The sequence below is a fragment of the Atlantibacter sp. MEI4A-1023 genome (genome assembly GCF_056155425.1).
Genome location: NZ_CM149568.1, coordinates 2,841,067 through 2,862,044 on the forward strand (window position 1 = coordinate 2,841,067; position 20,978 = coordinate 2,862,044).

The 20,978-nt window shown below is 53.8% G+C and carries 23 protein-coding genes and 1 tRNA gene; 13 read left to right on the forward strand and 11 right to left on the reverse strand.

The genetic code is table 11. From position 1 onward, the window contains the following. Nucleotides 1-8: 8 nt before the first annotated feature. The gene (gene yedD, locus ACVV26_RS13710; protein ID WP_474797648.1) at nucleotides 9-422 is read right to left on the reverse strand and encodes a lipoprotein YedD; all 414 of its coding nucleotides are present in this window, start codon (nucleotides 420-422) and stop codon (nucleotides 9-11) included. Between the two features lie 203 nt (nucleotides 423-625). On the opposite strand from yedD, the gene yedE reads away from it, so the two are divergent. The 3 genes from yedE to ACVV26_RS13725 all read left to right on the forward strand — a co-directional run bounded on the left by yedE (nucleotide 626) and on the right by ACVV26_RS13725 (nucleotide 3,262). Next, nucleotides 626-1,840 (forward strand): selenium metabolism membrane protein YedE/FdhT, encoded by a 1,215-nt coding sequence (yedE, locus tag ACVV26_RS13715; protein ID WP_474797650.1) that lies wholly within the window; start codon nucleotides 626-628, stop codon nucleotides 1,838-1,840. After that, the gene (yedF, locus tag ACVV26_RS13720) at nucleotides 1,837-2,070 is read left to right on the forward strand and encodes a sulfurtransferase-like selenium metabolism protein YedF (protein ID WP_125291856.1); all 234 of its coding nucleotides are present in this window, start codon (nucleotides 1,837-1,839) and stop codon (nucleotides 2,068-2,070) included. The genes yedE and yedF overlap by 4 nt, the downstream gene beginning before the upstream one ends. Before the next feature lie 181 nt (nucleotides 2,071-2,251). Continuing rightward, nucleotides 2,252-3,262: a sensor domain-containing diguanylate cyclase gene (locus ACVV26_RS13725; protein WP_474797653.1), complete on the forward strand. Its 1,011-nt coding sequence runs from the start codon at nucleotides 2,252-2,254 to the stop codon at nucleotides 3,260-3,262. A gap of 43 nt (nucleotides 3,263-3,305) precedes the next feature. Here the strand turns inward: ACVV26_RS13725 and ACVV26_RS13730 are convergent, their stop codons facing one another. The 5 genes from ACVV26_RS13730 to ACVV26_RS13750 all read right to left on the reverse strand — a co-directional run bounded on the left by ACVV26_RS13730 (nucleotide 3,306) and on the right by ACVV26_RS13750 (nucleotide 8,212). Further along, nucleotides 3,306-4,685 carry a carbohydrate porin gene (locus ACVV26_RS13730; RefSeq protein WP_474797655.1) on the reverse strand — a complete coding sequence of 460 codons (1,380 nt, stop codon included), beginning with the start codon at nucleotides 4,683-4,685 and terminating at the stop codon, nucleotides 3,306-3,308. 152 nt (nucleotides 4,686-4,837) lie between these two features. Beyond that, nucleotides 4,838-5,140: a PTS lactose/cellobiose transporter subunit IIA gene (locus ACVV26_RS13735; RefSeq protein WP_201743255.1), complete on the reverse strand. Its 303-nt coding sequence runs from the start codon at nucleotides 5,138-5,140 to the stop codon at nucleotides 4,838-4,840. 5 nt (nucleotides 5,141-5,145) lie between these two features. After that, complete coding sequence (locus ACVV26_RS13740) at nucleotides 5,146-6,534, reverse strand: glycoside hydrolase family 1 protein (RefSeq protein WP_474801853.1); 1,389 nt, start codon at nucleotides 6,532-6,534, stop codon at nucleotides 5,146-5,148. A gap of 21 nt (nucleotides 6,535-6,555) precedes the next feature. Then, complete coding sequence (locus ACVV26_RS13745; protein ID WP_312978773.1) at nucleotides 6,556-7,884, reverse strand: PTS sugar transporter subunit IIC; 1,329 nt, start codon at nucleotides 7,882-7,884, stop codon at nucleotides 6,556-6,558. Between the two features lie 13 nt (nucleotides 7,885-7,897). After that, nucleotides 7,898-8,212, reverse strand: a complete 315-nt coding sequence (locus ACVV26_RS13750) for a PTS sugar transporter subunit IIB (RefSeq protein ID WP_474797657.1) — start codon at nucleotides 8,210-8,212, stop codon at nucleotides 7,898-7,900. A 291-nt stretch (nucleotides 8,213-8,503) separates the two neighbouring features. On the opposite strand from ACVV26_RS13750, the gene ACVV26_RS13755 reads away from it, so the two are divergent. Then, a complete protein-coding gene (locus tag ACVV26_RS13755; RefSeq protein WP_312978769.1) occupies nucleotides 8,504-9,466 on the forward strand; it encodes a LacI family DNA-binding transcriptional regulator in 963 nt (320 codons plus the stop codon). A gap of 121 nt (nucleotides 9,467-9,587) precedes the next feature. Continuing rightward, complete coding sequence (locus ACVV26_RS13760; protein WP_474797659.1) at nucleotides 9,588-10,217, forward strand: NUDIX hydrolase; 630 nt, start codon at nucleotides 9,588-9,590, stop codon at nucleotides 10,215-10,217. A 46-nt stretch (nucleotides 10,218-10,263) separates the two neighbouring features. On the opposite strand, the gene ACVV26_RS13765 is transcribed toward ACVV26_RS13760, so the two are convergent. Continuing rightward, nucleotides 10,264-10,351 (reverse strand) — tRNA-Ser (locus ACVV26_RS13765). A gap of 293 nt (nucleotides 10,352-10,644) precedes the next feature. On the opposite strand from ACVV26_RS13765, the gene yccA reads away from it, so the two are divergent. Then, on the forward strand, nucleotides 10,645-11,304 hold the full coding sequence (gene yccA, locus ACVV26_RS13770) for an FtsH protease modulator YccA (protein WP_474797661.1): 660 nt from the start codon (nucleotides 10,645-10,647) through the stop codon (nucleotides 11,302-11,304). 103 nt (nucleotides 11,305-11,407) lie between these two features. Continuing rightward, nucleotides 11,408-11,737 (forward strand): sulfurtransferase TusE, encoded by a 330-nt coding sequence (gene tusE, locus ACVV26_RS13775; RefSeq protein ID WP_474797663.1) that lies wholly within the window; start codon nucleotides 11,408-11,410, stop codon nucleotides 11,735-11,737. On the opposite strand, the gene yccX is transcribed toward tusE, so the two are convergent. Continuing rightward, nucleotides 11,734-12,015, reverse strand: a complete 282-nt coding sequence (gene yccX / locus ACVV26_RS13780; RefSeq protein WP_474797665.1) for an acylphosphatase — start codon at nucleotides 12,013-12,015, stop codon at nucleotides 11,734-11,736. The genes tusE and yccX overlap by 4 nt on opposite strands. Nucleotides 12,016-12,105: 90 nt before the next feature. On the opposite strand from yccX, the gene rlmI reads away from it, so the two are divergent. Continuing rightward, complete coding sequence (gene rlmI / locus ACVV26_RS13785; protein WP_474797667.1) at nucleotides 12,106-13,296, forward strand: 23S rRNA (cytosine(1962)-C(5))-methyltransferase RlmI; 1,191 nt, start codon at nucleotides 12,106-12,108, stop codon at nucleotides 13,294-13,296. Between the two features lie 62 nt (nucleotides 13,297-13,358). Further along, complete coding sequence (gene hspQ / locus ACVV26_RS13790; RefSeq protein ID WP_125291826.1) at nucleotides 13,359-13,676, forward strand: heat shock protein HspQ; 318 nt, start codon at nucleotides 13,359-13,361, stop codon at nucleotides 13,674-13,676. Nucleotides 13,677-13,707: 31 nt separating this feature from the next. Here the strand turns inward: hspQ and ACVV26_RS13795 are convergent, their stop codons facing one another. After that, complete coding sequence (locus ACVV26_RS13795) at nucleotides 13,708-14,121, reverse strand: CoA-binding protein (RefSeq protein WP_312978758.1); 414 nt, start codon at nucleotides 14,119-14,121, stop codon at nucleotides 13,708-13,710. Between the two features lie 175 nt (nucleotides 14,122-14,296). Between ACVV26_RS13795 and csgI the strand changes: the two genes are divergently transcribed. Both csgI and mgsA read left to right on the forward strand, forming a co-directional pair. Then, on the forward strand, nucleotides 14,297-14,959 hold the full coding sequence (csgI, locus tag ACVV26_RS13800) for a curli synthesis inhibitor (protein ID WP_312978756.1): 663 nt from the start codon (nucleotides 14,297-14,299) through the stop codon (nucleotides 14,957-14,959). A 92-nt stretch (nucleotides 14,960-15,051) separates the two neighbouring features. After that, nucleotides 15,052-15,510 (forward strand): methylglyoxal synthase, encoded by a 459-nt coding sequence (gene mgsA, locus ACVV26_RS13805; protein ID WP_474797669.1) that lies wholly within the window; start codon nucleotides 15,052-15,054, stop codon nucleotides 15,508-15,510. Here mgsA and helD read toward each other — a convergent pair whose 3' ends face one another. After that, nucleotides 15,511-17,565, reverse strand: a complete 2,055-nt coding sequence (gene helD, locus ACVV26_RS13810; RefSeq protein ID WP_474797671.1) for a DNA helicase IV — start codon at nucleotides 17,563-17,565, stop codon at nucleotides 15,511-15,513. Between the two features lie 124 nt (nucleotides 17,566-17,689). Between helD and ACVV26_RS13815 the strand changes: the two genes are divergently transcribed. Then, nucleotides 17,690-18,136, forward strand: coding sequence for a YccF domain-containing protein (locus ACVV26_RS13815; RefSeq protein WP_312978750.1), 447 nt, complete (start codon nucleotides 17,690-17,692; stop codon nucleotides 18,134-18,136). Nucleotides 18,137-18,153: 17 nt separating this feature from the next. After that, the gene (yccS, locus tag ACVV26_RS13820) at nucleotides 18,154-20,289 is read left to right on the forward strand and encodes a YccS family putative transporter (RefSeq protein ID WP_474797673.1); all 2,136 of its coding nucleotides are present in this window, start codon (nucleotides 18,154-18,156) and stop codon (nucleotides 20,287-20,289) included. Here the strand turns inward: yccS and ACVV26_RS13825 are convergent. Next, entirely contained in the window at nucleotides 20,269-20,886 is a 618-nt protein-coding gene (locus ACVV26_RS13825) for a TfoX/Sxy family DNA transformation protein (RefSeq protein ID WP_474797675.1), read from the reverse strand. The two genes, yccS and ACVV26_RS13825, sit on opposite strands and share 21 nt — an antisense overlap. Nucleotides 20,887-20,978: the final 92 nt, after the last annotated feature.

Genomic DNA, 20,978 nt, shown 5'->3' on the forward strand with positions numbered 1-20,978 from the left:
TAAAACAGTTAGGGTAGCGGGCTTAATAGCGGATGCGTCGCTAAAAAGTCTGCGCACTCTTTGGTTGGCCGCTCTACGCGCTGTAAATCCATCCCGGCATATTCTATCCGGTCGCCGGTTCGCTCAATGGCGTAAATCTCCACCTTTTGGGTCACGTTATACAAATCGTCGCCGCGCTGCATCAGCTTGCCGGGTAACGCGATAACCCGCTGCCACTGGCGGCAGTCCAGGGTATCGCCATCTTTGGTTACGATAAAACTGGCTATAGCCTCCGGGCTGACCAGTTCGCTCTGCGGCCCCTGCGACTGCCAGTAACCGGCGAGGCCGGCGGGCGCTGGCGCTTTTACTACGTCCTGATAATTATCCACCTGCGCGCAGCCACTCAGGGCCAGCAGCGCTGCTGCCAGTGCATATTTTTTCATCGTTATTCCTGCAAGAGATCAAAAAAACGAGTGTGGCATTAAAGCGTTACCGCCGCCAGCCTTCTTGTTGCGCAATAAAATGGCTGATACATCATTTTTTTTGATATTTCCCCCGGTAACATTAAGAAAAACACCCTATGATGCCCGCTCTTTCCAGCGCACTCCGCGCCCTTTAAATCCGTCTGAGTTCAGAGGATAACACCATGTCATGGCAACAATTCAAACAGCAATACCTCGTTAAGTTCTGGGCACCGCTGCCGGCTGTCATCGCCGCCGGTATTCTCTCCACCTACTACTTCGGCCTGACCGGCACCTTCTGGGCGGTAACCGGCGAGTTCACCCGCTGGGGCGGACAGCTGCTGCAACTCATGGGCGTGCATGCTGAAGAGTGGGGCTACTTTAAGATTATCCACCTCGAGGGTTCGCCCCTTACCCGCATCGACGGCATGATGATTATCGGCATGTTCGGCGGCTGCTTCGCTGCGGCGCTGTGGGCCAATAACGTCAAGCTGCGCAAACCCCAGCACCGCATTCGTATTCTCCAGGCGGTGGCGGGCGGCATCATCGCTGGCTTTGGCGCGCGTCTGGCGATGGGTTGCAACCTGGCCGCGTTCTTTACCGGCATTCCGCAGTTTTCGCTGCACGCCTGGTTCTTTGCCATCGCCACCGCTATCGGCTCCTGGTTCGGCGCGCGCTTTACCCTGATGCCGATTTTCCGCATCCCGGTGAAGCTGCAAAAAGTCTCCAGCGCCTCACAGTTGACGCAAAATCACGATCAGGCGCGCCGTCGCTTCCGCATCGGGATGCTGATTTTCGTCGGCATGGTGGGTTGGGCGCTTCTCACCGCCATGAATCAGCCGAAACTCGGCCTGGCGATGCTGTTCGGCGTGGGTTTTGGCCTGCTGATTGAACGCGCGCAAATCTGCTTTACCTCGGCGTTCCGCGATATGTGGATCACCGGGCGCACACACATGGCGAAGGCGATTATCCTCGGCATGGCGGTGAGCGCCATCGGTATCTTCAGCTATGTGCAACTGGGTGCGGAACCGAAAATCATGTGGGCGGGCCCGAACGCCGTGCTGGGCGGCTTGCTGTTTGGTTTCGGGATTGTGCTGGCGGGCGGCTGTGAAACCGGCTGGATGTACCGCGCGGTGGAAGGCCAGATGCACTACTGGTGGGTCGGCCTCGGCAATGTGATTGGCTCCACGATTCTGGCTTACTTCTGGGACGATCTCTCCCCAGCCCTTGCCACCAGTTGGGACAAAATCAACCTGTTGAACACCTTCGGTCCGCTGGGGGGCCTGTTGGTCACTTACCTGATGCTGTTTGCCGCATTAATGCTAATTATCGGCTGGGAAAAACATTTCTTCCGCCGCAGCCGCACCGTTACCACTGAAACCGCGAAGGAGGGCGTATGAGCGCAATAGTCCCGGATTACCGTCTTGATATGGTGGGCGAGCCCTGCCCTTACCCGGCCGTGGCGACGCTGGAAGCCATGCCGCAGCTTAAAAAAGGCGAGATTTTAGAAGTGATCAGCGACTGCCCGCAGTCAATCAACAATATTCCGCTTGATGCGCGCAACCACGGCTACACTGTGCTGGAAATCCAGCAGGACGGGCCGACAATCCGCTATTTAATCCGTAAATAGCCACCCCGCCCCGGGAGAGGCGGCATCCGTTCGTCTCTCCCTCAATTAAATATCAACGAAAGATATATGTTGTTCGCCGGGATAGTCTGAAAACTGATGATTTGTTGATATGATGTGACGTGCCGTCGGGTGCGTACGGCTAGAATTCACGGTTCACTTTATTCTGGAGCGTACGTTAGCGATGTCTGATTTTATTCTGTCACGGATTTCAGAAACCCTGGCCTCTGAAAACTCCCTTGAGGGGCTGGTCAGAAAACTGCTTGAGACCCTGGAAATCGTGACCGAGATGGATTCGACTTACCTCACCAAAGTCGAAGCGGAGCAAGGCAAGCAGCTCATCCTGTTTTCGCGCAACAGTAAAGAGATGAATATCCCTGAAGGGCTCTCCGTCCCGTGGGGTGATACCTTATGCAAACGTGCCATGGATGAAGGCTGTATGTACACAAATGATGTCGCCTCGCAGTGGGGCGACAGTGAAGCGGCAAAAGGGTTGGGCATTACCACCTACGTCAGCACCCCGGTCCAACTGGATGACGGTACGCTCTACGGAACGCTGTGCGCCGCCAGCACCGATAAAAAAGAACTCTCGGTGCGCGCCGAATATGTGCTGCGTCTGTTCGCCGGGCTGATCGCCCAGTACGTTCAAAAAGATTCGCTGCTGGAACAGTTGCGCGAAGCCAACGCCGCACTGATTGCCCATTCCTATACCGATGCGCTGACCGGCCTGCCCAATCGCCGCGCTATTTTTAAGAATCTGGACGCGCTGTTTTCCATCGCCCGCCATATGGAGCGTACGGTGATCATGGCGTTTATCGATCTGGATGACTTCAAAGAGATTAACGATCTGCACGGTCATGAAACCGGCGATCTGTTTCTGTTGCAGGTGAGTGACCGTTTATCGGCAGGCGTGACCCGGGACGACATTATCGGGCGGCTCGGCGGCGATGAGTTTTTGGTGGCCGAACTTGGCGGCCAGAAAGATGAAGCGCAGGAAAAAATCGCCTCCGCGCTGAAGGCGCGCCTCAATAGTCTACTGGAAGGCAAATACATCCTGAGGGATGTGGAGCTGAACTATGGGGGCGCCAGCATCGGGATTTACGTGGCGCAACCGGCAGAGGAAGATCCCGACAGCGCGATGCGTAAAGCCGATGCCAATATGTATCTGGATAAGAACGCCCGCAAACAGCATTAATACCGCACCAGGGCCGCCGTGAAGACCACGGCGGCATCGCTCATCAGAACCACGCTTCCCACATTGCGCCGACGTTGAACGAATCTAACTGCTGATCGTCTGTCCCGTTGACGCGCGCGGTGCGCTCGTTGTCCACTTCCCCGCCGGTGACGTAGAAGCGCAGCATCGGGCGGAACTCCGGCCCCATGGCGATAGACACGTTCTGCGACAGGGTGACTTTCCAGCCGTTGTTATCGCCGCCTTTGTCGTAATCAACCCGCTGATAGCCTGCTTCCAGCCAGGTGGAGTGAACGTCGTTCCAGAAATACATCGGACGGACAATCGCGCCGTAGTTGCGGCGGTTATCATTGCCGTTTTTGCTGTTGTCGTAATCGTGGAATGCCAACAGGTATTCGATTTGCGCCTGCTGGGTGAATCGATGAAGCCCCTCGAAGCTGGCGTACACCGTGGTCAGGTCCTCGGTTTTGTTGTACACGCTGTTGTCGGAGTTATCAGAGTAGCGGGCGATAATTTTGTTTACGCCGCTGTCGTTGGTGTGGCTCAACACCACGCCGCCCTGCCAGGCGTTCATGCGCTGGTCGTCGTCAACGGCTTTCGAGTCGAAGCCGTAGTTACCGTAAAGTTCGAGATCCAACGGCCCAATTTTCATGCCGTGAACTTTCGAGGTCACCGCATAGTTGCCCTTGTCGCCGGTGCCGGAGCCGCCGGTACAGGTGATGCGCGACGGGTTGGCTTCATCATCCATCACTTCCGGGCTACAGGATTCCACCGCGGCCACGGTAGCGAGATCGAACTGGACGCCGCCGATATCAAAGTTTTTAATCCCCGCGCCCTGCCCGTCGTGGTTCATCCAGAAGTAGTCGTTGATGCCCTGTTGCGGACGCTGGTGGAAGTCACGACCGGCCCACAGGTAAGCGCCAGGATTCGAGGCAAACAGATTGGTCACCCCGGCATAGGCCTTTTTCAGGTTCACTTCATCGCCCCAGTGGTCAATCATCACGTTAACGTCCCAGATAGCGCCGTTATCGCTTTTGAATGCTTTAGAGAGCTGGAATTCGCCGCCATTGCCTTCGTTACCTAAACGACCAATTGCCGACGCGCCGTTATAAGAGCCATCCACCGCGACGTATTTCTGGTCGCCGGTCTGAAAATGGGCACCGTAACGGGCGTAGCCGCTAAATTTAACGCCAAACGGGATCGCCATATCCGGAGACTGCGCTGCAGTTTGCGGCTCGGTAATCACATCCGCCTTTTTATTTACCGCTTCGTCAATTTTTGCCTGCCGTTCGGCCAGGGCTTTATCCACCGCTTTAGCCACGATAGCGTCAATTTGCTCCTGCGTGAACTCCTGGGCCAGAGCAGAAATTGGGCAAAGCGCGGCGAGAACCGCCATCGTTAATGGAAGTTTTTTAATGTTATTCATAATATTCTCTATGTAATTTTTAGTAATAACAGTCCCTGTTCTGGCAGAGATAATTAATCGCTATCACCAAAACAAGTTATTTATTATTTAAGGGTACAGAACGGTTAAAATATTCTCGTCACTTACACTCCGGGTAATATTTAAAACGGAAATCAACGCTGATACAGATGCAGTATTTCTTCACACAGTTCACGAGCTAATAAGGAATTCATTAAATGGTCCTGGGCGTGGACCATAATTAAGGTCATCGGTTGTTTAGCTTCACCCGCGTCCTGTTCAATCAGTTTGGTCTGCATACGGTGCGCCTGGCGGGAATAGCCGTCCGCTTCGCGCAGCAGGCTTTTCGCTTCGTCAAAATTACCCTGCCGGGCGGCGTGCAGCGCCTCAAAGCACAGACTGCGGGACTGGCCGGCATTGACGATAATTTCCATGACCGCTTCTTCTAATACCACCATCGTTATTACTCCTTATCAAAGCCATTGTGGGCGGAAACGGCGGCGAACCACTCTCCGCTGCGTTTAATCGTGCGCTGTTGCGTTTCCAGGTCGAGTTGAATAAAACCGTAACGGTTTTTATAGGCGTTGCACCAGGACCAGTTATCAATAAACGTCCACATGTGATAGCCCTGGCAACGGCTGCCTTCGGCGATCCCTTTATGCAGCCACTGTAAATGGCCCGCGACAAAATCAATGCGATACTGGTCGTTAATTTTCCCGCCATCAATAAAGCGCTGCTCGTTTTCTACGCCCATGCCGTTTTCAGAAATAAAACAGCGCGGATTACCGTAATTAACGCGCAGGTTCGTCAGAATATCGTAAATACCCGGCTCATAGATTTCCCAACCGCGGTACGGATTCATTTTTCTGCCGGGCATTTCGTAATAATCAAATAACCACTCCGGCATAAACGTCGCGTCTTTATTAATCGCGCTGTCGCGGCATTTTACCCGGCGTGGCTGATAATAATTCACGCCCAGCAAGTCAATGACACCTTCGCGAATCAGTTCTTTATCCCCCGGCTGGCAAACCGGCAGCTGATCGTATTCATTGAGCACCGCCACCAGTTCGGCGGGATATTCGCCGCGCAGCACCGGGTCGAGAAAACTGCGGTTGAAGAACAGATCCGCATAGTCAGCGGCCTTCACATCCGCCGGGTTTTGCGAGCGTGGATACGACGGGGTTAAATTCAACACGATGCCGATTTCCCCGGCATAACTGCCTGCACGGTACGCCTTCACCGCTGAAGCGTGGGCCAGCACGGTATGCAGCGCCACGGTTGCCGCACGTTTGAAATCCACCACGTTGGGATAGTGGAAATCATACAGATAGCCGCCTTCCACCGGCACAATCGGCTCGTTGAAGGTAAACCAGTGCAGCACACGGTCGCCAAACAAATCGAAACAGATTTGCGCATAGCGGGTATAAGCGTCGATAACCTCGCGGTTTTCCCAGCCGCCCTTTTCCTGCATCGCCATCGGCATATCAAAGTGGAACAGCGTGATAAACGGGGTAATGCCTTGTTCAATCAACTCGTCGATGACCTGGTTATAGAATTCAACCGCCTGCGGGTTCACCTCCCCGGTTCCGTCCGGGATCAGGCGCGACCAGCTAATCGAGGTGCGGTAACTGTTGTGGTTCAACGTTTTCAGCAGAGCGATATCTTCACGCCAGTTGCGGTAAAACGTTGACGTCTTATCCGGGCCGACGCCGTTATGGAAGCGCCACGGCTGGGTAGCGAACCAGTAATCCCAGGTGGTTTGCCCTTTGCCTTTACCCTGGCTTTCCCCTTCGGTTTGCAGCGCGGAACTCGCGCTGCCCCACCAAAAATTCTCAGGAAAGGTATATTTCATGGTCATTACTCGCTCCAGATATCAGTTGCTGTTGGCTGGTTCAGCCATCGGCGCGGCGCTCTGCGCTTTCTGCTCTTCAGTTTTCATCAATGAACGCTCATAAGCGCGCAGGAAAGGCAGGTAAATCAGCGCCGACATCACCATACAGATCAGGCACATCACCACCGGGCTAAACGCCCAGTTCGCCGCCCATGACGCACCGATAGGCGCAGGGGTGGTCCACGGCGTCAGAGACACGACCTGCGGCAGCCAGTCCAGACGGGTCGCGGTATAGGCCAGCACGGCGTTAACCAACGGCACGCAGACGAACGGGATAAACAGCATCGGGTTCATGATGATTGGCGCGCCAAACAGGATAGGTTCGTTGATATTAAAGAAGCTCGGCACCACGCCCATTTTGCCGATGGTGCGCAGATGCGCTACGCGGCTACGCAGCAGCAAGAAGGCCAGCGGTAACGTCGAGCCCACGCCGCCGATCAGCAGGTAGTGATCCCAGAAGCCTTGCAGGTAAACGTGCGGCAGCGCAGTGCCCGCCGCCAGCGCCGCCTGGTTGGCAGACAGGTTGGCCATCCAGAACGGGTTCATGATGCCGGTGACAATCAGCGAGCCGTGAATCCCGGCAAACCAGAAGATTTGGCAAAGCAGTACCGACAGCAGGATTGCCGGCAGGGAATCCGATGCGGAAACCAGCGGCTCCAGCAGATGCATAATCGCCTGCGGGATAATCATGCCGGTTTGCGCTTCCACAAACAGGTTCAGCGGATGCAGGGTGCCAATCACTACCACCACCGGGATCAGGATTTCAAACGAACGCGCCACGCCGGTCGGCACTTCTTTCGGCAGGCGAATGGTGATGTTGTTCTGCTTCAGCCAGGCGTACACGCGGGTGGAGTAAATAGAGGTGATCAGCGCGGTGAAAATCCCCTGCCCTGACAGGTACTGGGTGGAGATTTTACCCTCCGCATAGGGTGCCGCCACCAGCAGGAACGCCATAAACGCCAGCAGGCCGGACATCACCGGATCGAGGTTAAACTGCCGCCCCAGACTGGCCCCGATACCTACCGAGATAAAAAACGTCATCACGCCCATGCTGAGGTTGAATGGCAGCATCAGCTGTTCGCGATAGGTCTGGGAGAAATCCAGCCAACCGCGGGCAAAACTGTTGGTGGTATCCGCTGAGAACGGCGGGAAAATAAACACCAGCATAAAGGAACCGATAATCATAAACGGCAGCGCCGCGGTAAAACCGTCACGGATAGCAATAACGTATTTTTGCTGCCCCAGACGCCCGGCCAGCGGGGTGATGGATTGTTCAATGACCGCAATCATTGACTGGTAGAGTGAACTCATGGGAACCCCTGTATTAGTGCGCCGCTTCGATCAGCGACAGTGCGTAGTCGAGAACTTTATCACCGCGCTGCATACCATAATCCATCATATCAATAGGCTGGACTGGAATGCTGTGAGGTGCCGCTTTTGCTGCCAGGGTGCCTAACATATATTTAACCTGCGGCCCGATCAGCACGACCTGATAGTTTGGAAACTGTGTATCAAATTCGGAAACGCCAAAGGCGTTGATCTCAACGGCAAGACCTCTCTCCTGCGCCACTTCTTCCATTTTCCGCACCAGCAAACTGGTAGACATCCCTGCGGAACAACACAACATAATCCTGAACATCCCGATCACCTCAACATGTTAATAGTTATTTCAGGACTGATTGGACATCACACGGAAACCGGTTTCCATTTCAAATAACCAGAAGTGTGATTGCTATCAAAATAAACCCAATAACAAGCATTTTCTTTAGCCCGGCGTCACAGTTTTGGTGTGTAAAAGGGATGCGCGGCGTCCAAATGGAAAATCGGTTTCCATCAAAAACGGAAACGGCTATACTGCGGATGGTGATTATTTGCGCTACAGGTTTTATCAGGATTTCCAGGCTGCACTTGCGCCTGTCAGGGGAAAAAGATGTCAACAATCAACGATGTATCACGTTTAGCTGGGGTGTCGAAGGCCACAGTGTCACGGGTGTTGAGCGGTTCGCGCGGGGTCAAGGAAGCCAGCCGCCTGGCGGTGCTAAAAGCCGTGGACGAATTGAATTATCGGCCAAATGTCATTGCGCAATCTTTATTAAGCCAGTCTACAGGCTGTATTGGCGTGATTTGCGCACACGAAAATATCAACCAGACCACCAGCTACCTGTACGTGCTGGAAAAACATCTCAGCCAGCATCAAAAACATTTGCTGCTGCGGTTTGCCAACTCTAAAAGCGCAGTGCTGCACGCACTGGAAGAACTTAACTGCGGGCTTTGTGATGATATTTTGATTATCGGCGCGCGTTTCCCGCTGGATATTGACCAGGACAATGTGGTCCTGGTGGACTGCATGGAGGCGGAAAACGTCAACAGCATCCAGTTCGACCATGCATTCGCAGCAGAAACCGCCTGTAATTACCTGATAAGCCAGGGGCGGCGGCAAATCGCCATGATCCAGCCGAAAGGCAGCGGCTTTGCCGATCAAGTACTGCTGGGCTATAAGCACGCGCTGGAGAAAAATTTCCTGCCGTTTAACCGTAATCTGGTGTTTCTGGAAGCAGCCTCTTCTTCCGTGGCGTTGCAGGAATTGCTGAACAACGCCGCCACGCTCAATTTTAACGCCCTGATGGTCGCGGATGAGCATGAAGCGCAGCACATTATCCCCCAATTGCAGGCGTTTAATAAGTCAGTGCCGGAAGACATTATGGTGTTCAGCCTCGGCGGATCGTTGCAGCTACCCGGCGTGCCCGTCATTCCTGCTATTGAATACCCGATTGAAGCTATGGCGGTGCGCATTGTTAACTGGCTGACGGAAAAAACCCAGGATATGTTGGGCACGCAGTTAATGCGGGGTGATTTATTTATTCCTGATGTGCGCCGCAAAGTTAGCCGATAGCTTTCGATGTAGGCGCGGCCCTGACCAACCCCGGCGATGACCGGGGTTTTTTATTATTTTAATCGTTGATAAAGGATAACCGGAGTAAGTTAAGGGCCTGTTTTCAAAAAGGTCGACGAAAGTGCCCAACAAACTCAGCAACGAAGATATTAACCTTATCGCCCAGCGCATCCAGGCGATTGCTCAATCCGGACTGACCTATTCCCCCGGCGTGTTCGACAGAGAACGTTATGAAACCCTCAGGCAAATCGCTTACGACATGTTAGCGGCAGGTTTTGATTTGGGCCCCGAAACGTTTGCCAGAATGCATATCTCCGATGAGGGTTATGCCACGCCAAAATCGGACGTCCGCGCCATTGTTCTGCGCCAGGGCAAATTATTGATGGTGCAGGAAGCGGATGACGGTTTGTGGAGTCTACCGGGAGGCTGGGTGGATGTGGGTGACAGCCCCTCAACGGCGATACGTCGTGAAGTGCTGGAGGAAACCGGGCTGGATATAAAGGTCACGAAATTACTCGGGATATGGGACAGGAATCTGCACGGCCATCCTCCTTACCCCTGGCACGTCTACAAAATGATTTTTTTGTGCGAAGAGTTGGATGGCGAACTGAAAATTAGCCATGAATCGCTGGATGTTGGCTTCTTTGACATCAACCATCTGCCCCCGCTCTCCCTGACGCGGATCGTGGAAGAAGAGATCGTGACGAGCGTCGATATTGCCGTCTGTGACAAACCCGCATGGTTTGATTGAACCAAAAAGCAAAAGGGGCCGTCTTTCGACGGCCCCTTCACTAATATGGCGGAAGCGCAGAGATTCGAACTCTGGGACCCTTTCGAGTCGCCGGTTTTCAAGACCGGTGCCTTCAACCGCTCGGCCACACTTCCAATGAGGCGAACTATAAACATCCCCTTTCGTCCTGTAAAGCCCGAAACGGTTCGTTTGCCGCAAAAACAAGCAAATTGCGATTAATCGCCTGAAATATCGGCATTATGCGCAGAAAGACAGCAGGAAAATGCTTACTGAGGCAAACCCCTCTCATCAACTTTGCCCGGTGCTCATTGACGGCTACTGATTGTTTTCGCTTGATAAATCAGCGTAAAGATGGGTAAAAGGGCTTTCCCGCTTCCTTATGACGCACTATTCTCTGATGCTATCACCTGTAATGAGAGAACAACTCATGGATCGCATAGTTTATTCCTCACGCGATATGAATTCGCTGCTTAGCACGCATAAAGTGCTGCGTAATACCTATTTCCTGTTGAGCCTGACGCTGGCGTTTTCGGCTATCACCGCAACCGCCAGCACCGTTCTGGGCCTGCCGTCACCGGGAATTATCCTGACGCTGGTAGGTATGTACGGACTGATGTTCCTGACCTATAAAACCGCGAACTCTCCGGCAGGTATTTTCTCTGCGTTCGCATTCACCGGTTTTCTGGGTTACATCCTTGGCCCGATGTTGAATGCTTACCTGTCTGCCGGTATGGGTGATGTCATCGGCATGGCCCTGGGCGGTACGGCATTAGTGTTCTTCTGCTGCTCTGCCTACGTACTGACGACCCGCAAAGACATGTCCTTCCTGGGCGGTATGCTGATGGCGGGTATCGTAATCGTGTTGGTTGGCATGGTGGCAAACATCTTCCTGCAACTGCCTGCCCTGCACCTGGCAATCAGTGCCGTGTTTATTCTGATCTCGTCTGGCGCAATCCTGTATGAGACCAGCAATATCATTCACGGTGGCGAAACTAACTATATCCGCGCTACCGTAAGCCTTTACGTGTCGCTGTATAACATTTTTGTTAGCCTGCTGAGCATCCTGGGCTTCGCAAGCCGCGATTAACCAGCCAGTGCACTATCGAGCCCCGCCATTGTGCGGGGCTTTGTTTTTTTCAGCGCCCGATATTTGTTACACTGCGACCCCGTTTCACGGTGGTAAGAACATAATGTTGACCTTTAACGATAAACAATTTGAAACCGATAACGACGGTTACCTAAAGGACTCCAGCGTCTGGACCGAAGGCCTGGCGGAAGTGATAGCCGAACAGGAAGGCATTGCGCTCACGCCTGAACACTGGGAAGTGGTGCGCTTCGTACGCGAGTTTTATCTGGAATTTAATACGTCGCCGGCCATCCGTATGCTGGTAAAGGCGATGGCAAAAGCTTATGGCGAGGAGAAAGGCAACAGCCGCTATCTTTTCCGCCTGTTCCCGAAAGGCCCGGCTAAGCAAGCCACCAAAATCGCGGGACTGCCGAAGCCGGTAAAATGCCTTTAATGGCGAATGCCGAAGTTTGTCCATTCGCGCTCGGGGCGATGAGGCTCATGAAGCACTTTGTCCACCCGGGCGCTGCGCGGCCCGCCCGCTTTCAGCCAGCCCAGTAGCTGTTCTACTTTTTCATTCTCGCCGCAGGCCACCACTTCCACGCTGCCGTCGTTTAAATTACGGGCATAGCCGGTAAGCCCAAGCCGGTTGGCTTCATGCTGGGTACTGTAACGAAACCCCACGCCCTGAACCATGCCGTGCACCCAAGCGATAACGCATACATTTGACATTACTGTGCTCCTTTATGCCTGGCGCGTTGCATTTCCCCGCTGAACTCGGGAAAATGGCGCCCATTTTCTCTGACATCAGCATAGCAAATTATGAGTGTACGTTTAGTGTTAGCCAAAGGGCGCGAAAAATCGTTATTGCGCCGCCATCCGTGGGTATTTTCTGGTGCCGTTGCGCGCCTGGAAGGGAAAGCCAGCCTGGGTGAAACCATTGATATCGTCGATCACCAGGGTAAGTGGCTGGCGCGCGGCGCGTATTCTCCCGCATCGCAGATCCGCGCCCGCGTCTGGACATTCGATCGTGATGAATCCATCGATATCGAATTTTTCACTAAACGTCTACAACAGGCGCAGCAGTGGCGCAGCTGGCTGGCCGCACGCGACGGGCTCGACAGCTACCGCATTATCGCCGGTGAGTCGGACGGGTTGCCGGGCGTGACCATTGACCGCTTCGGTAACTTCCTGGTGCTGCAACTGTTGTCGGCAGGCGCGGAATATCAGCGTCCTGCCCTGATTAGCGCGCTGCACACGCTTTATCCTGAATGCGCGATTTACGATCGTTCCGATGTCGCAGTGCGTAAAAAAGAAGGGATGGAGCTGACACAAGGCCCGGTAAGTGGCGAATTGCCCCCGGACCTGTTGCCGATTGAAGAACATGGTATGAAGCTGCTGGTGGATATCAAAGGCGGCCACAAAACGGGTTACTACCTTGACCAGCGCGACAGCCGCTTTGCGACCCGCGGCTATGTGAAGGATAAGCGCGTGCTTAACTGCTTCTCCTACACCGGCGGGTTTGCAGTTTCCGCACTGATTGGCGGATGCCAGCAGGTGATCAGCGTGGATACTTCGCAGGACGCGTTGGACGTGGCAAAACAAAACGTTGAGCTGAACGGGCTGGATCTCCGCAAGGCTGATTTTGTCCGTGATGACGTGTTCAAGCTGCTGCGTAAATATCGCGACCAGGGCGAAAAATTCGACGTCATCGTGATGGATCCGCCAAAGTTTGTGGAAAACAAAAACCAGTTGATGGGTGCCTGCCGGGGCTATAAAGATATCAATATGCTGGCGATCCAGTTGCTCAATCCGGGCGGCGTGTTGCTGACATTTTCCTGTTCGGGTCTGATGGCTAGCGATTTATTTCAGAAAATCATCGCCGATGCCGCTGTAGATGCCGGACGTGATGTACAATTTATAGAGCAGTTCCGTCAGGCAGCCGATCACCCGGTGATAGCGAGCTACCCGGAAGGGCTTTATTTGAAAGGATTTGCCTGCCGCATCATGTAACTTGAAAAATGGGAAACTGCCCGCATATCTGCTGCAGAGTTAAGTTTCCCCGGGAGGTGACGATGATTGCCAGCAAATTCGGTATTGGCCAACAGGTCCGCCACTCATTGCTGGGTTATCTGGGCGTGGTGGTCGATATCGATCCTGAGTACGCGCTGGATGAACCTGACGCAGACGAGCTGGCGGTAAACGCAGAATTGCGCGCCGCCCCCTGGTATCATGTGGTTATGGAAGATGACGACGGCCAGCCGGTACACACCTATTTGGCCGAAGCCCAGTTGAGCGGAGAGCTACAGGATGAACATCCTGAGCAGCCATCGATGGACGAACTGGCGCAGACCATCCGTAAACAGCTTCAGGCGCCGCGCTTAAACAACTAAAAATAAACCCCGCGCTGCGGGGTTTATCGTTTTATTTGGCCAGGCCCAGCCGGGGAATTTCAATGGCCGGGCAACGATCCATCACCACTTTCATGCCCGCATCGCGCGCCAGCACCGCCGCCTGTTCATTAATCACGCCCAGTTGCAGCCACAGCGTTTTCGCGCCGATGGCGATGGCCTCCTGCGCGACGCCCCATGCCGCCTCTGAATTACGAAACACGTCTACCATATCGACTTTTTCCGGGATTTCACTCAGCGAGCCGTAGCCTTTTTGCCCCAGCAATGATTTACCGGCGACCTTCGGCGAGACGGGAATCACGTGATACCCCTGGTTCAACAGATAGGCCATGACGCGATAGCTTGGCCGCTCCGGCTTGTCACTGGCACCCACAAGAGCGATGGTGCGCGTTGTCTTCAGAATGCCAGCAATTTCAGATTCATTCATAGTCGACCCTCCAGCAATGGTTTCTCAGTGTAAGCCAAACCTTAATGTCTCACCATCATTCCCATACGGATGCATGAGAGCAAAACAGATAAATCTGGATATATGTTAATGAATATTATTCGTGCAAAATTTTGATACATTCTCAGGCTGTGATGCCGGGAGTCTGGAGACATTAATGAAAGGCTTATTCGCCGCCGCCTTGTTGGTGGCCCTAATACCGGTAACGGCAGCGGCTACCACGCTACATCTTTCCGGGGATATCGACTTACTGGTTCTTGATGGGAAAAAAGTTTCCGGCTCTTTTTTGCGCGGCGCGGATAGCATTGAACTGGATAACGGGCCTCACCAGCTGGTTTTTCGGGTAGAAAAAAATTTGGTCACCGCCAGCCGGGACCGAAGGCTGTATATTTCTCCTCCGCTTATCATGACCTTCGATACCCGCAACGTGACACAGGTTAATATCTCGCTACCACGTATTGAAACCGAAAAAGAGAGCGAACAGTTCGATGCCACACCGCGCGTACAGTTGCTTGACGGCAGCGCCACGCCCATACCGGCAAGGCTCGATGTACTGGCAGTCACCAATAATCCGAAGGGAATTGATTACGAATGGGATACCGAGCGCTATAACAAGGCCAACAATAAAGCTTCTGCCCCGGAATTTGTTACCCTGATGGCTGATGACAGCGCCCTGCTCTCTGGGCCATCGGAACTGGACAGGCCGGTAGCCCATTCGCAAACCCTGACGGAGCAACGGCTTAAGCACTGGTATTTACAGGCCGACAATGATACCCGCACCCGCTTTCTGGAATGGGTTAAGCAGCAACCTTCCTCCTGACCCGCATCAACTTCGGTTTTTTTAATCGCTTCGCTTGCGGCATCAATCACTTCCGGTAAGCTGTATCCAATCTTATTTTTATGGATACTGATATGGAACTGACTACCCGTACCCTGGGCGCACAAAAACATATCGCGTTGGTCGCCCACGATCACTGCAAAGAAATGCTATTGAAATGGACCGAACGCCATCAAATGCTGCTGTCGCAACATGTGCTTTACGCTACTGGCACCACGGGCAACCTGATTCAGCGCGCCAGTGGCCTGAACGTCAAAGCCATGCTGAGCGGCCCGATGGGCGGCGACCAGCAGGTCGGCGCGCTGATATCGGAAGGCAAAATCGACGTGCTGATTTTTCTGTGGGATCCGCTTAACGCCGTTCCGCACGATCCTGATGTAAAAGCGCTGCTGCGCCTTGCCACGGTATGGAATATTCCCGTCGCGACCAATATTTCCACCGCCGACTTCATTATCCAGTCTCCGCACTTTAATGATAACGTCGATATTCTTATCCCTGATTACCCACGTTATCTGGCCGAACGCCTAAAGTAATTACGGCTTTTTCGCTAACGGCACACCGAGCGCTTCCAGGATCGGCACAAAACGGGAAGGGTTCGGTTTGTCGTACAACAGCCAAACCCGATGCCGCGCGCGCGTTAGCGCCACATAGAGCAACCGCCGCTCTTCGGCATCCGGGAAATCTTCAGGCTGCGGCAACAACCCCTGCTCGATAACAGATTCCCGCGCCGGTGCCGGAAAACCCTCTTTGCCATCCTGCAATCCCACGATAATCACGTAGTCAGCCTGCTGGCCCTTGCTGGCGTGAATAGTCATAAAATCGATATTCAGTTTCGGCCAGCGGGTATTCGCTTTTTCCAGCGTCGCCGGGCGCAAATGATGGTATCGGGCCAGCACCAGAATGCGTTCATCGTGCCCGGCGTACCCGCTGAGTTTATCCAGCAGCGCCTCAAGCTGATCGTCAGGCAGCAGCGTGACCGCTTTTTTATCTCCGGCCGTCAAACTGTTCAGCGGCTTGTCCAGTTGATGTGGGTTTTGCTGCACAAAAGCGTTGGCGATGTAGCCTATGCGACCGTTAAACCGATAGGTGGTGTCCAGCGCGCATTGATCCCCTTCGCCAAAATGATGGGTAAAAGAGGTTGTCAGCAGTAACTCCGCGCCGCTGAAGCGGTAAATCGCCTGCCAGTCATCACCCACGGCATACAGCGCCGTATGGGAGTTTTGCCGCCGCAGCGCCGCCAGTAGCGCAGCGCGCTGTGGGGAAATATCCTGAAACTCATCCACCAGAATATGCTTCCACGGGCTGACGAAGCGCCCATTATCCAGCACGTTAACGGCCTGATGGATCAACCCGGAAAAGTCTACCGCGCCTTCAGCTTTCAGAGCGCTTTTCCAGGCTTTGACCAGCGGGGCCATCAGCCTGACGCGTTTCTGAAACAGATCGCGCATCTCCTCCGGCACGCTGGCAATCATCTCCGCCTGGGAACCGCCGTGGGTACGGATAATCCCGAGCCACCTTTCCAGGCGTGGCGCAAGACGACGAGCGAGTTTGTCATCCTGCCAGTAGTTGCCTTCGTCAATTTCCCACTCAAGCTCTTCGGTCAGCCATTGCCGCCAGCCTTTCGCCTGGGCCTTTTTCTGCTGGCACTGCTCACGCCATGCCGTAATCAATAATGTGTGACGCGCATCGGTATCACTTTCCAGTTTACTGATTTGCGGCGGTTTTTTACTGCCCTGCTGGATAATGTGCAGGGCCAGCGCATGGAAAGTTCGGGCGGCGATCTGATCGGTATGCAGGCGTTCCTGAATACGCTGCTCCATCTCCTGGGCCGCTTTGCGTCCAAATGCCAGCAGCAAAATTTGATCGGCAGACGCTTCGCCGCGCGCCATTAACCATCCCGCACGCGCCACCAGCACCGAGGTTTTGCCGCTACCGGCTCCGGCAAGCACTAGCACCGACTCCTCGCCGTTTACCACCGCGCGCGCCTGACTTGGATTGAGTGGGGACGATTCAATCTGCTCGAAGAAATCAGCGTACTGACTGAGCATCTGTTCAGTGAATTTTTGATTAGCCTGCTGACGGCGTTTTTCAACATGGGTCAGCCAGCTATTGCATTCAAGATAAGCCTCACGGCAGTTATCAAACTCCGTCAAACGGGAAAGCGGCAACGGCAAGGCGCTAAAGGCCGCACGGATAGATTGCTGGATACCCTGGATTTCATGGCGCTTCAGCCATTTATTGCGTTGGGCCAGCGTTGCGATCCGCTGACATTGCTCGTTCAACACCGATGCGGCGATTTCACTCATCTCCTCGCTCCAGCGCGTCCAGAGCCCCAGAAGATGCTGATAAAAACGCTGGGTTTCTGCCCACTCCGTACCGTGAAGACGCACCACCTGGTTATTCGGCACCACAAATTCAAGCTCACCCCATACCATCCCGCGTTTACAGCTCATCGCCAGCAGCTGGTTAAAAGGGATTAAATATTCATGACTATCGCCCGACACCTTTACACCAGCGGTAAGGATCTCCACGCGATCGTAAGGATGCTGCGCGAGCCGTTTTCCAATTGAAGTTGCTTTCAGTTCCATCACGTAACCACGGTTAGTCGTCGTAGGCTAAGTTTAACCGCCCTGTATATGCCGCTCCAGAGTAAAAACGCGTTACAATTGCTGAGGTTAATGTTTTAGCTCAGCAATCAAAGGAAGATGTTCTATGCGCACGGTTCTTAATATTCTCAATTTTGTCCTCGGCGGCTTCGCTACCACCCTTTCCTGGCTGCTGGCGACGGTACTGAGTATTGTTTTTATCATCACCCTTCCGTTAACGCGTTCCTGCTGGGAAATCACAAAGTTATCGCTGGTGCCATACGGCAACGAAGCTGTTCATGTCGACGAACTGGAGCCGCAAAGCAAGAGCGCGATCTTAAATACCGGCGGCACGTTGCTAAATATTGTGTGGCTGGTGCTGTTTGGCTGGTGGCTATGCCTGATGCATATCGCCGCCGGGATTATGCAGTGCGTGTCGATTATCGGGATCCCGGTGGGCATCGCGAATTTTAAAATCGCCGCCATTGCGCTTTGGCCGGTCGGGCGCAGGGTGGTTTCGGTGGAAATAGCGCAAGCAGCGCGCGAAGCCAATGCCCGACGCCGTTTTCAATAATGGGAACAGGCAACGTTATGTTTAGCCCCCTGCTCAGGCGTTATTCCTGGAACAGCACCTGGCTGTATAACTTCCGCATCTTTATCGCGCTGTGTGGCAGCGCGGCGCTTCCCTGGTGGCTCGGCGAGGTCAAACTCACTATTCCGCTGACCCTGGGGGTGGTCGCCGCCGCGCTGACCGATCTCGACGATCGGCTGGCGGGGCGGCTACGTAACCTGATCATCACGCTGGTCTGCTTTTTTATCGCGTCCGCCTCTGTTGAGCTGTTATTCCCGTGGCCATGGCTGTTTGCGGTTGGGCTGACGGTTTCCACCTGCGGCTTTATATTGCTCGGCGGCCTTGGGCAGCGCTATGCCACCATCGCGTTTGGCGCGTTATTAATTGCGGTGTACACCATGCTGGGTGTCTCGCTGTACGAGCACTGGTATCAACAGCCACTGCTGCTGCTGGCAGGCGCGGTGTGGTACAACCTGCTGACGCTGATCGGCCATGTGATTTTTCCCGTCAGGGCATTGCAGGATAGTCTGGCCCGCAGCTATGAACAGCTCGCCTGGTACCTTGAGATGAAATCGCGCCTGTTCGATCCCGATATTGAAGAGGAACGGCAGGCGCCGATGATGGAGCTGGCGCTGGCCAATAGCCAGGTGATCGCCACGCTTAACCAGACCAAGACATTATTATTAACCCGCCTGCGCGGCGATCGCGGTCAGCGCGGCACGCGCCGGACCCTGCACTACTATTTTGTCGCTCAGGATATTCATGAGCGGGCCAGTTCCGCCCACATTCAGTATCACGAACTGCGCCAAAAGCTGCGATACAGCGATGTGATGTTCCGCTTCCAGCGGCTACTTTCTATGCAAGGGCAGGCGTGCCAGGCGCTGGCGCGCTCTATCTTACTGCGTACCCCCTACCAGCATGACCCGCGCTTTGAGCGCGCCTTTATTCACCTTGATGCCGCCATTTCGCGCATTCGTGCGGATGAAATGTCGGATTCAGAAAAGAAAGCCATTGGCTTTCTCATCAATAACTTACGCGATGTCGACGCCCAGTTAGCCAGCATTGAATCCGAGCAGACTCTCGCTGAACCGCGCAACGATGAGAACCAGCTTGCCGATGACAGCCTGCACGGCGTCAACGATATCTGGCTGCGCCTCAGCCGCCACTTTACGCCGGAATCGGCGTTGTTCCGCCATGCGGTGAGAATGTCGGTGGTGCTGTGTATCGGCTATGCGTTTATTCAGGTTACCGGCTTGCAGCACGGCTATTGGATCCTGCTAACCAGTCTGTTTGTTTGCCAGCCTAACTACAACGCCACGCGCCATCGCCTGACGCTAAGGGTGGTCGGTACATTAATTGGCGTGGCGATTGGCATTCCGGTGCTGTGGTTCGTGCCTTCTCTGGAAGGTCAGCTGATATTAATCGTGATCACCGGCGTGCTGTTCTTTATGTTCCGCACCGTGCAATACGCTCACGCAACGATGTTTATTACGCTGCTGGTGCTGCTGTGCTTCAATTTACTCGGCGAAGGTTTTGAAGTTGCGCTGCCTCGCGTTATCGATACTCTGATCGGTTGCGCCATCGCCTGGGCTGCGGTGAGCTTTATCTGGCCTGACTGGCGCTTTCGCCGGCTCGATCAGGTACTTGAGCGGGCGCTCAATGCTAACTGCCGCTATCTTGATGCGATCCTCGAGCAATATCATCAGGGCCGGGATAACCGCCTCGCCTACCGTATCGCCCGGCGTGACGCCCATAACCGTGATGCAGAACTCGCGTCAGTGGTGTCAAATATGTCGACGGAACCTCACGTCAGCGATGCAATTCGTGAAACCGCCTTCCGATTGCTGTGCCTGAACCATTCATTAACTGGCTATATTTCCGCTCTCGGTGCGCATCGCGAAAAAGTCGTAAATAGTGAGATCCTCGCTATCCTGGACGATGCCGTTTGCTATGTCGATGATGCGCTGCATCATCTCCCGGCTGATGAAAGTAAAGTACAACGGGCATTAGCCGGGCTGACGAAGCGAATCCGGGATATCGAGCCTCGTCAGGAGAGTAAAGAAGCACTGGTCTTGCAGCAGATAGGATTAATTGCAGCACTATTGCCAGAAATGAGTAAGTTGCAGCATCAGGTCTCACCCCTCACTGACCGATAAAGGCTGCTGCATAAACCACTCATAGAGCTCCCGGCGGGTTTCCGCCGGGAGCGCCGCTTCATGTAGGCCGGCAATAGCCCCTTCCAGCGCATAGAGCGCTTTAACGCCACAATTTTTTTTAATGGTGCGTAACCTTAACCAACACTCTTTCGCGCCGTACGCTTTAAGGGTATCGACATCACTGATACCAACTTCCCACAACCCTATTTCATACTGCAAAGAGAGATTAGGTAAATCCTTAACGCGCATTTCCTGTTGGCGATGAGCAATGTCTTCATTGGCGCAACTGATGGAGTCAGCCGCTAACTGCACCAATAAATCGGGGTTATTCCACAGCTCACTGTCGACCTGATAATAATTGAGGTAGACCGCCCTTCCCCGGCGAGTAAATTTAAGCTTCGATAAATTACGTTGGGTGTAGTAACCCGCGCTTTGTTCATTAGCCCGCAAAAAAAGCTCACCTTCAACCAGCATGCCGAACGCGGCTTTATCAATCGTCAGGCTGTATCCGCCAAACAAGGAACGACAACGCACTTCGCCCAGGGTCTTTAATAAACCCTCTAAACGCATGAGCGTTTCAGTGGTAATTGACTTCATTATAACTCCTTTATTATCAATAGATAACAGGAATGTATCCGTTATTGATTCCTGTAAAACGAACATATTCAACTTGGCGAATCTCGGCAATA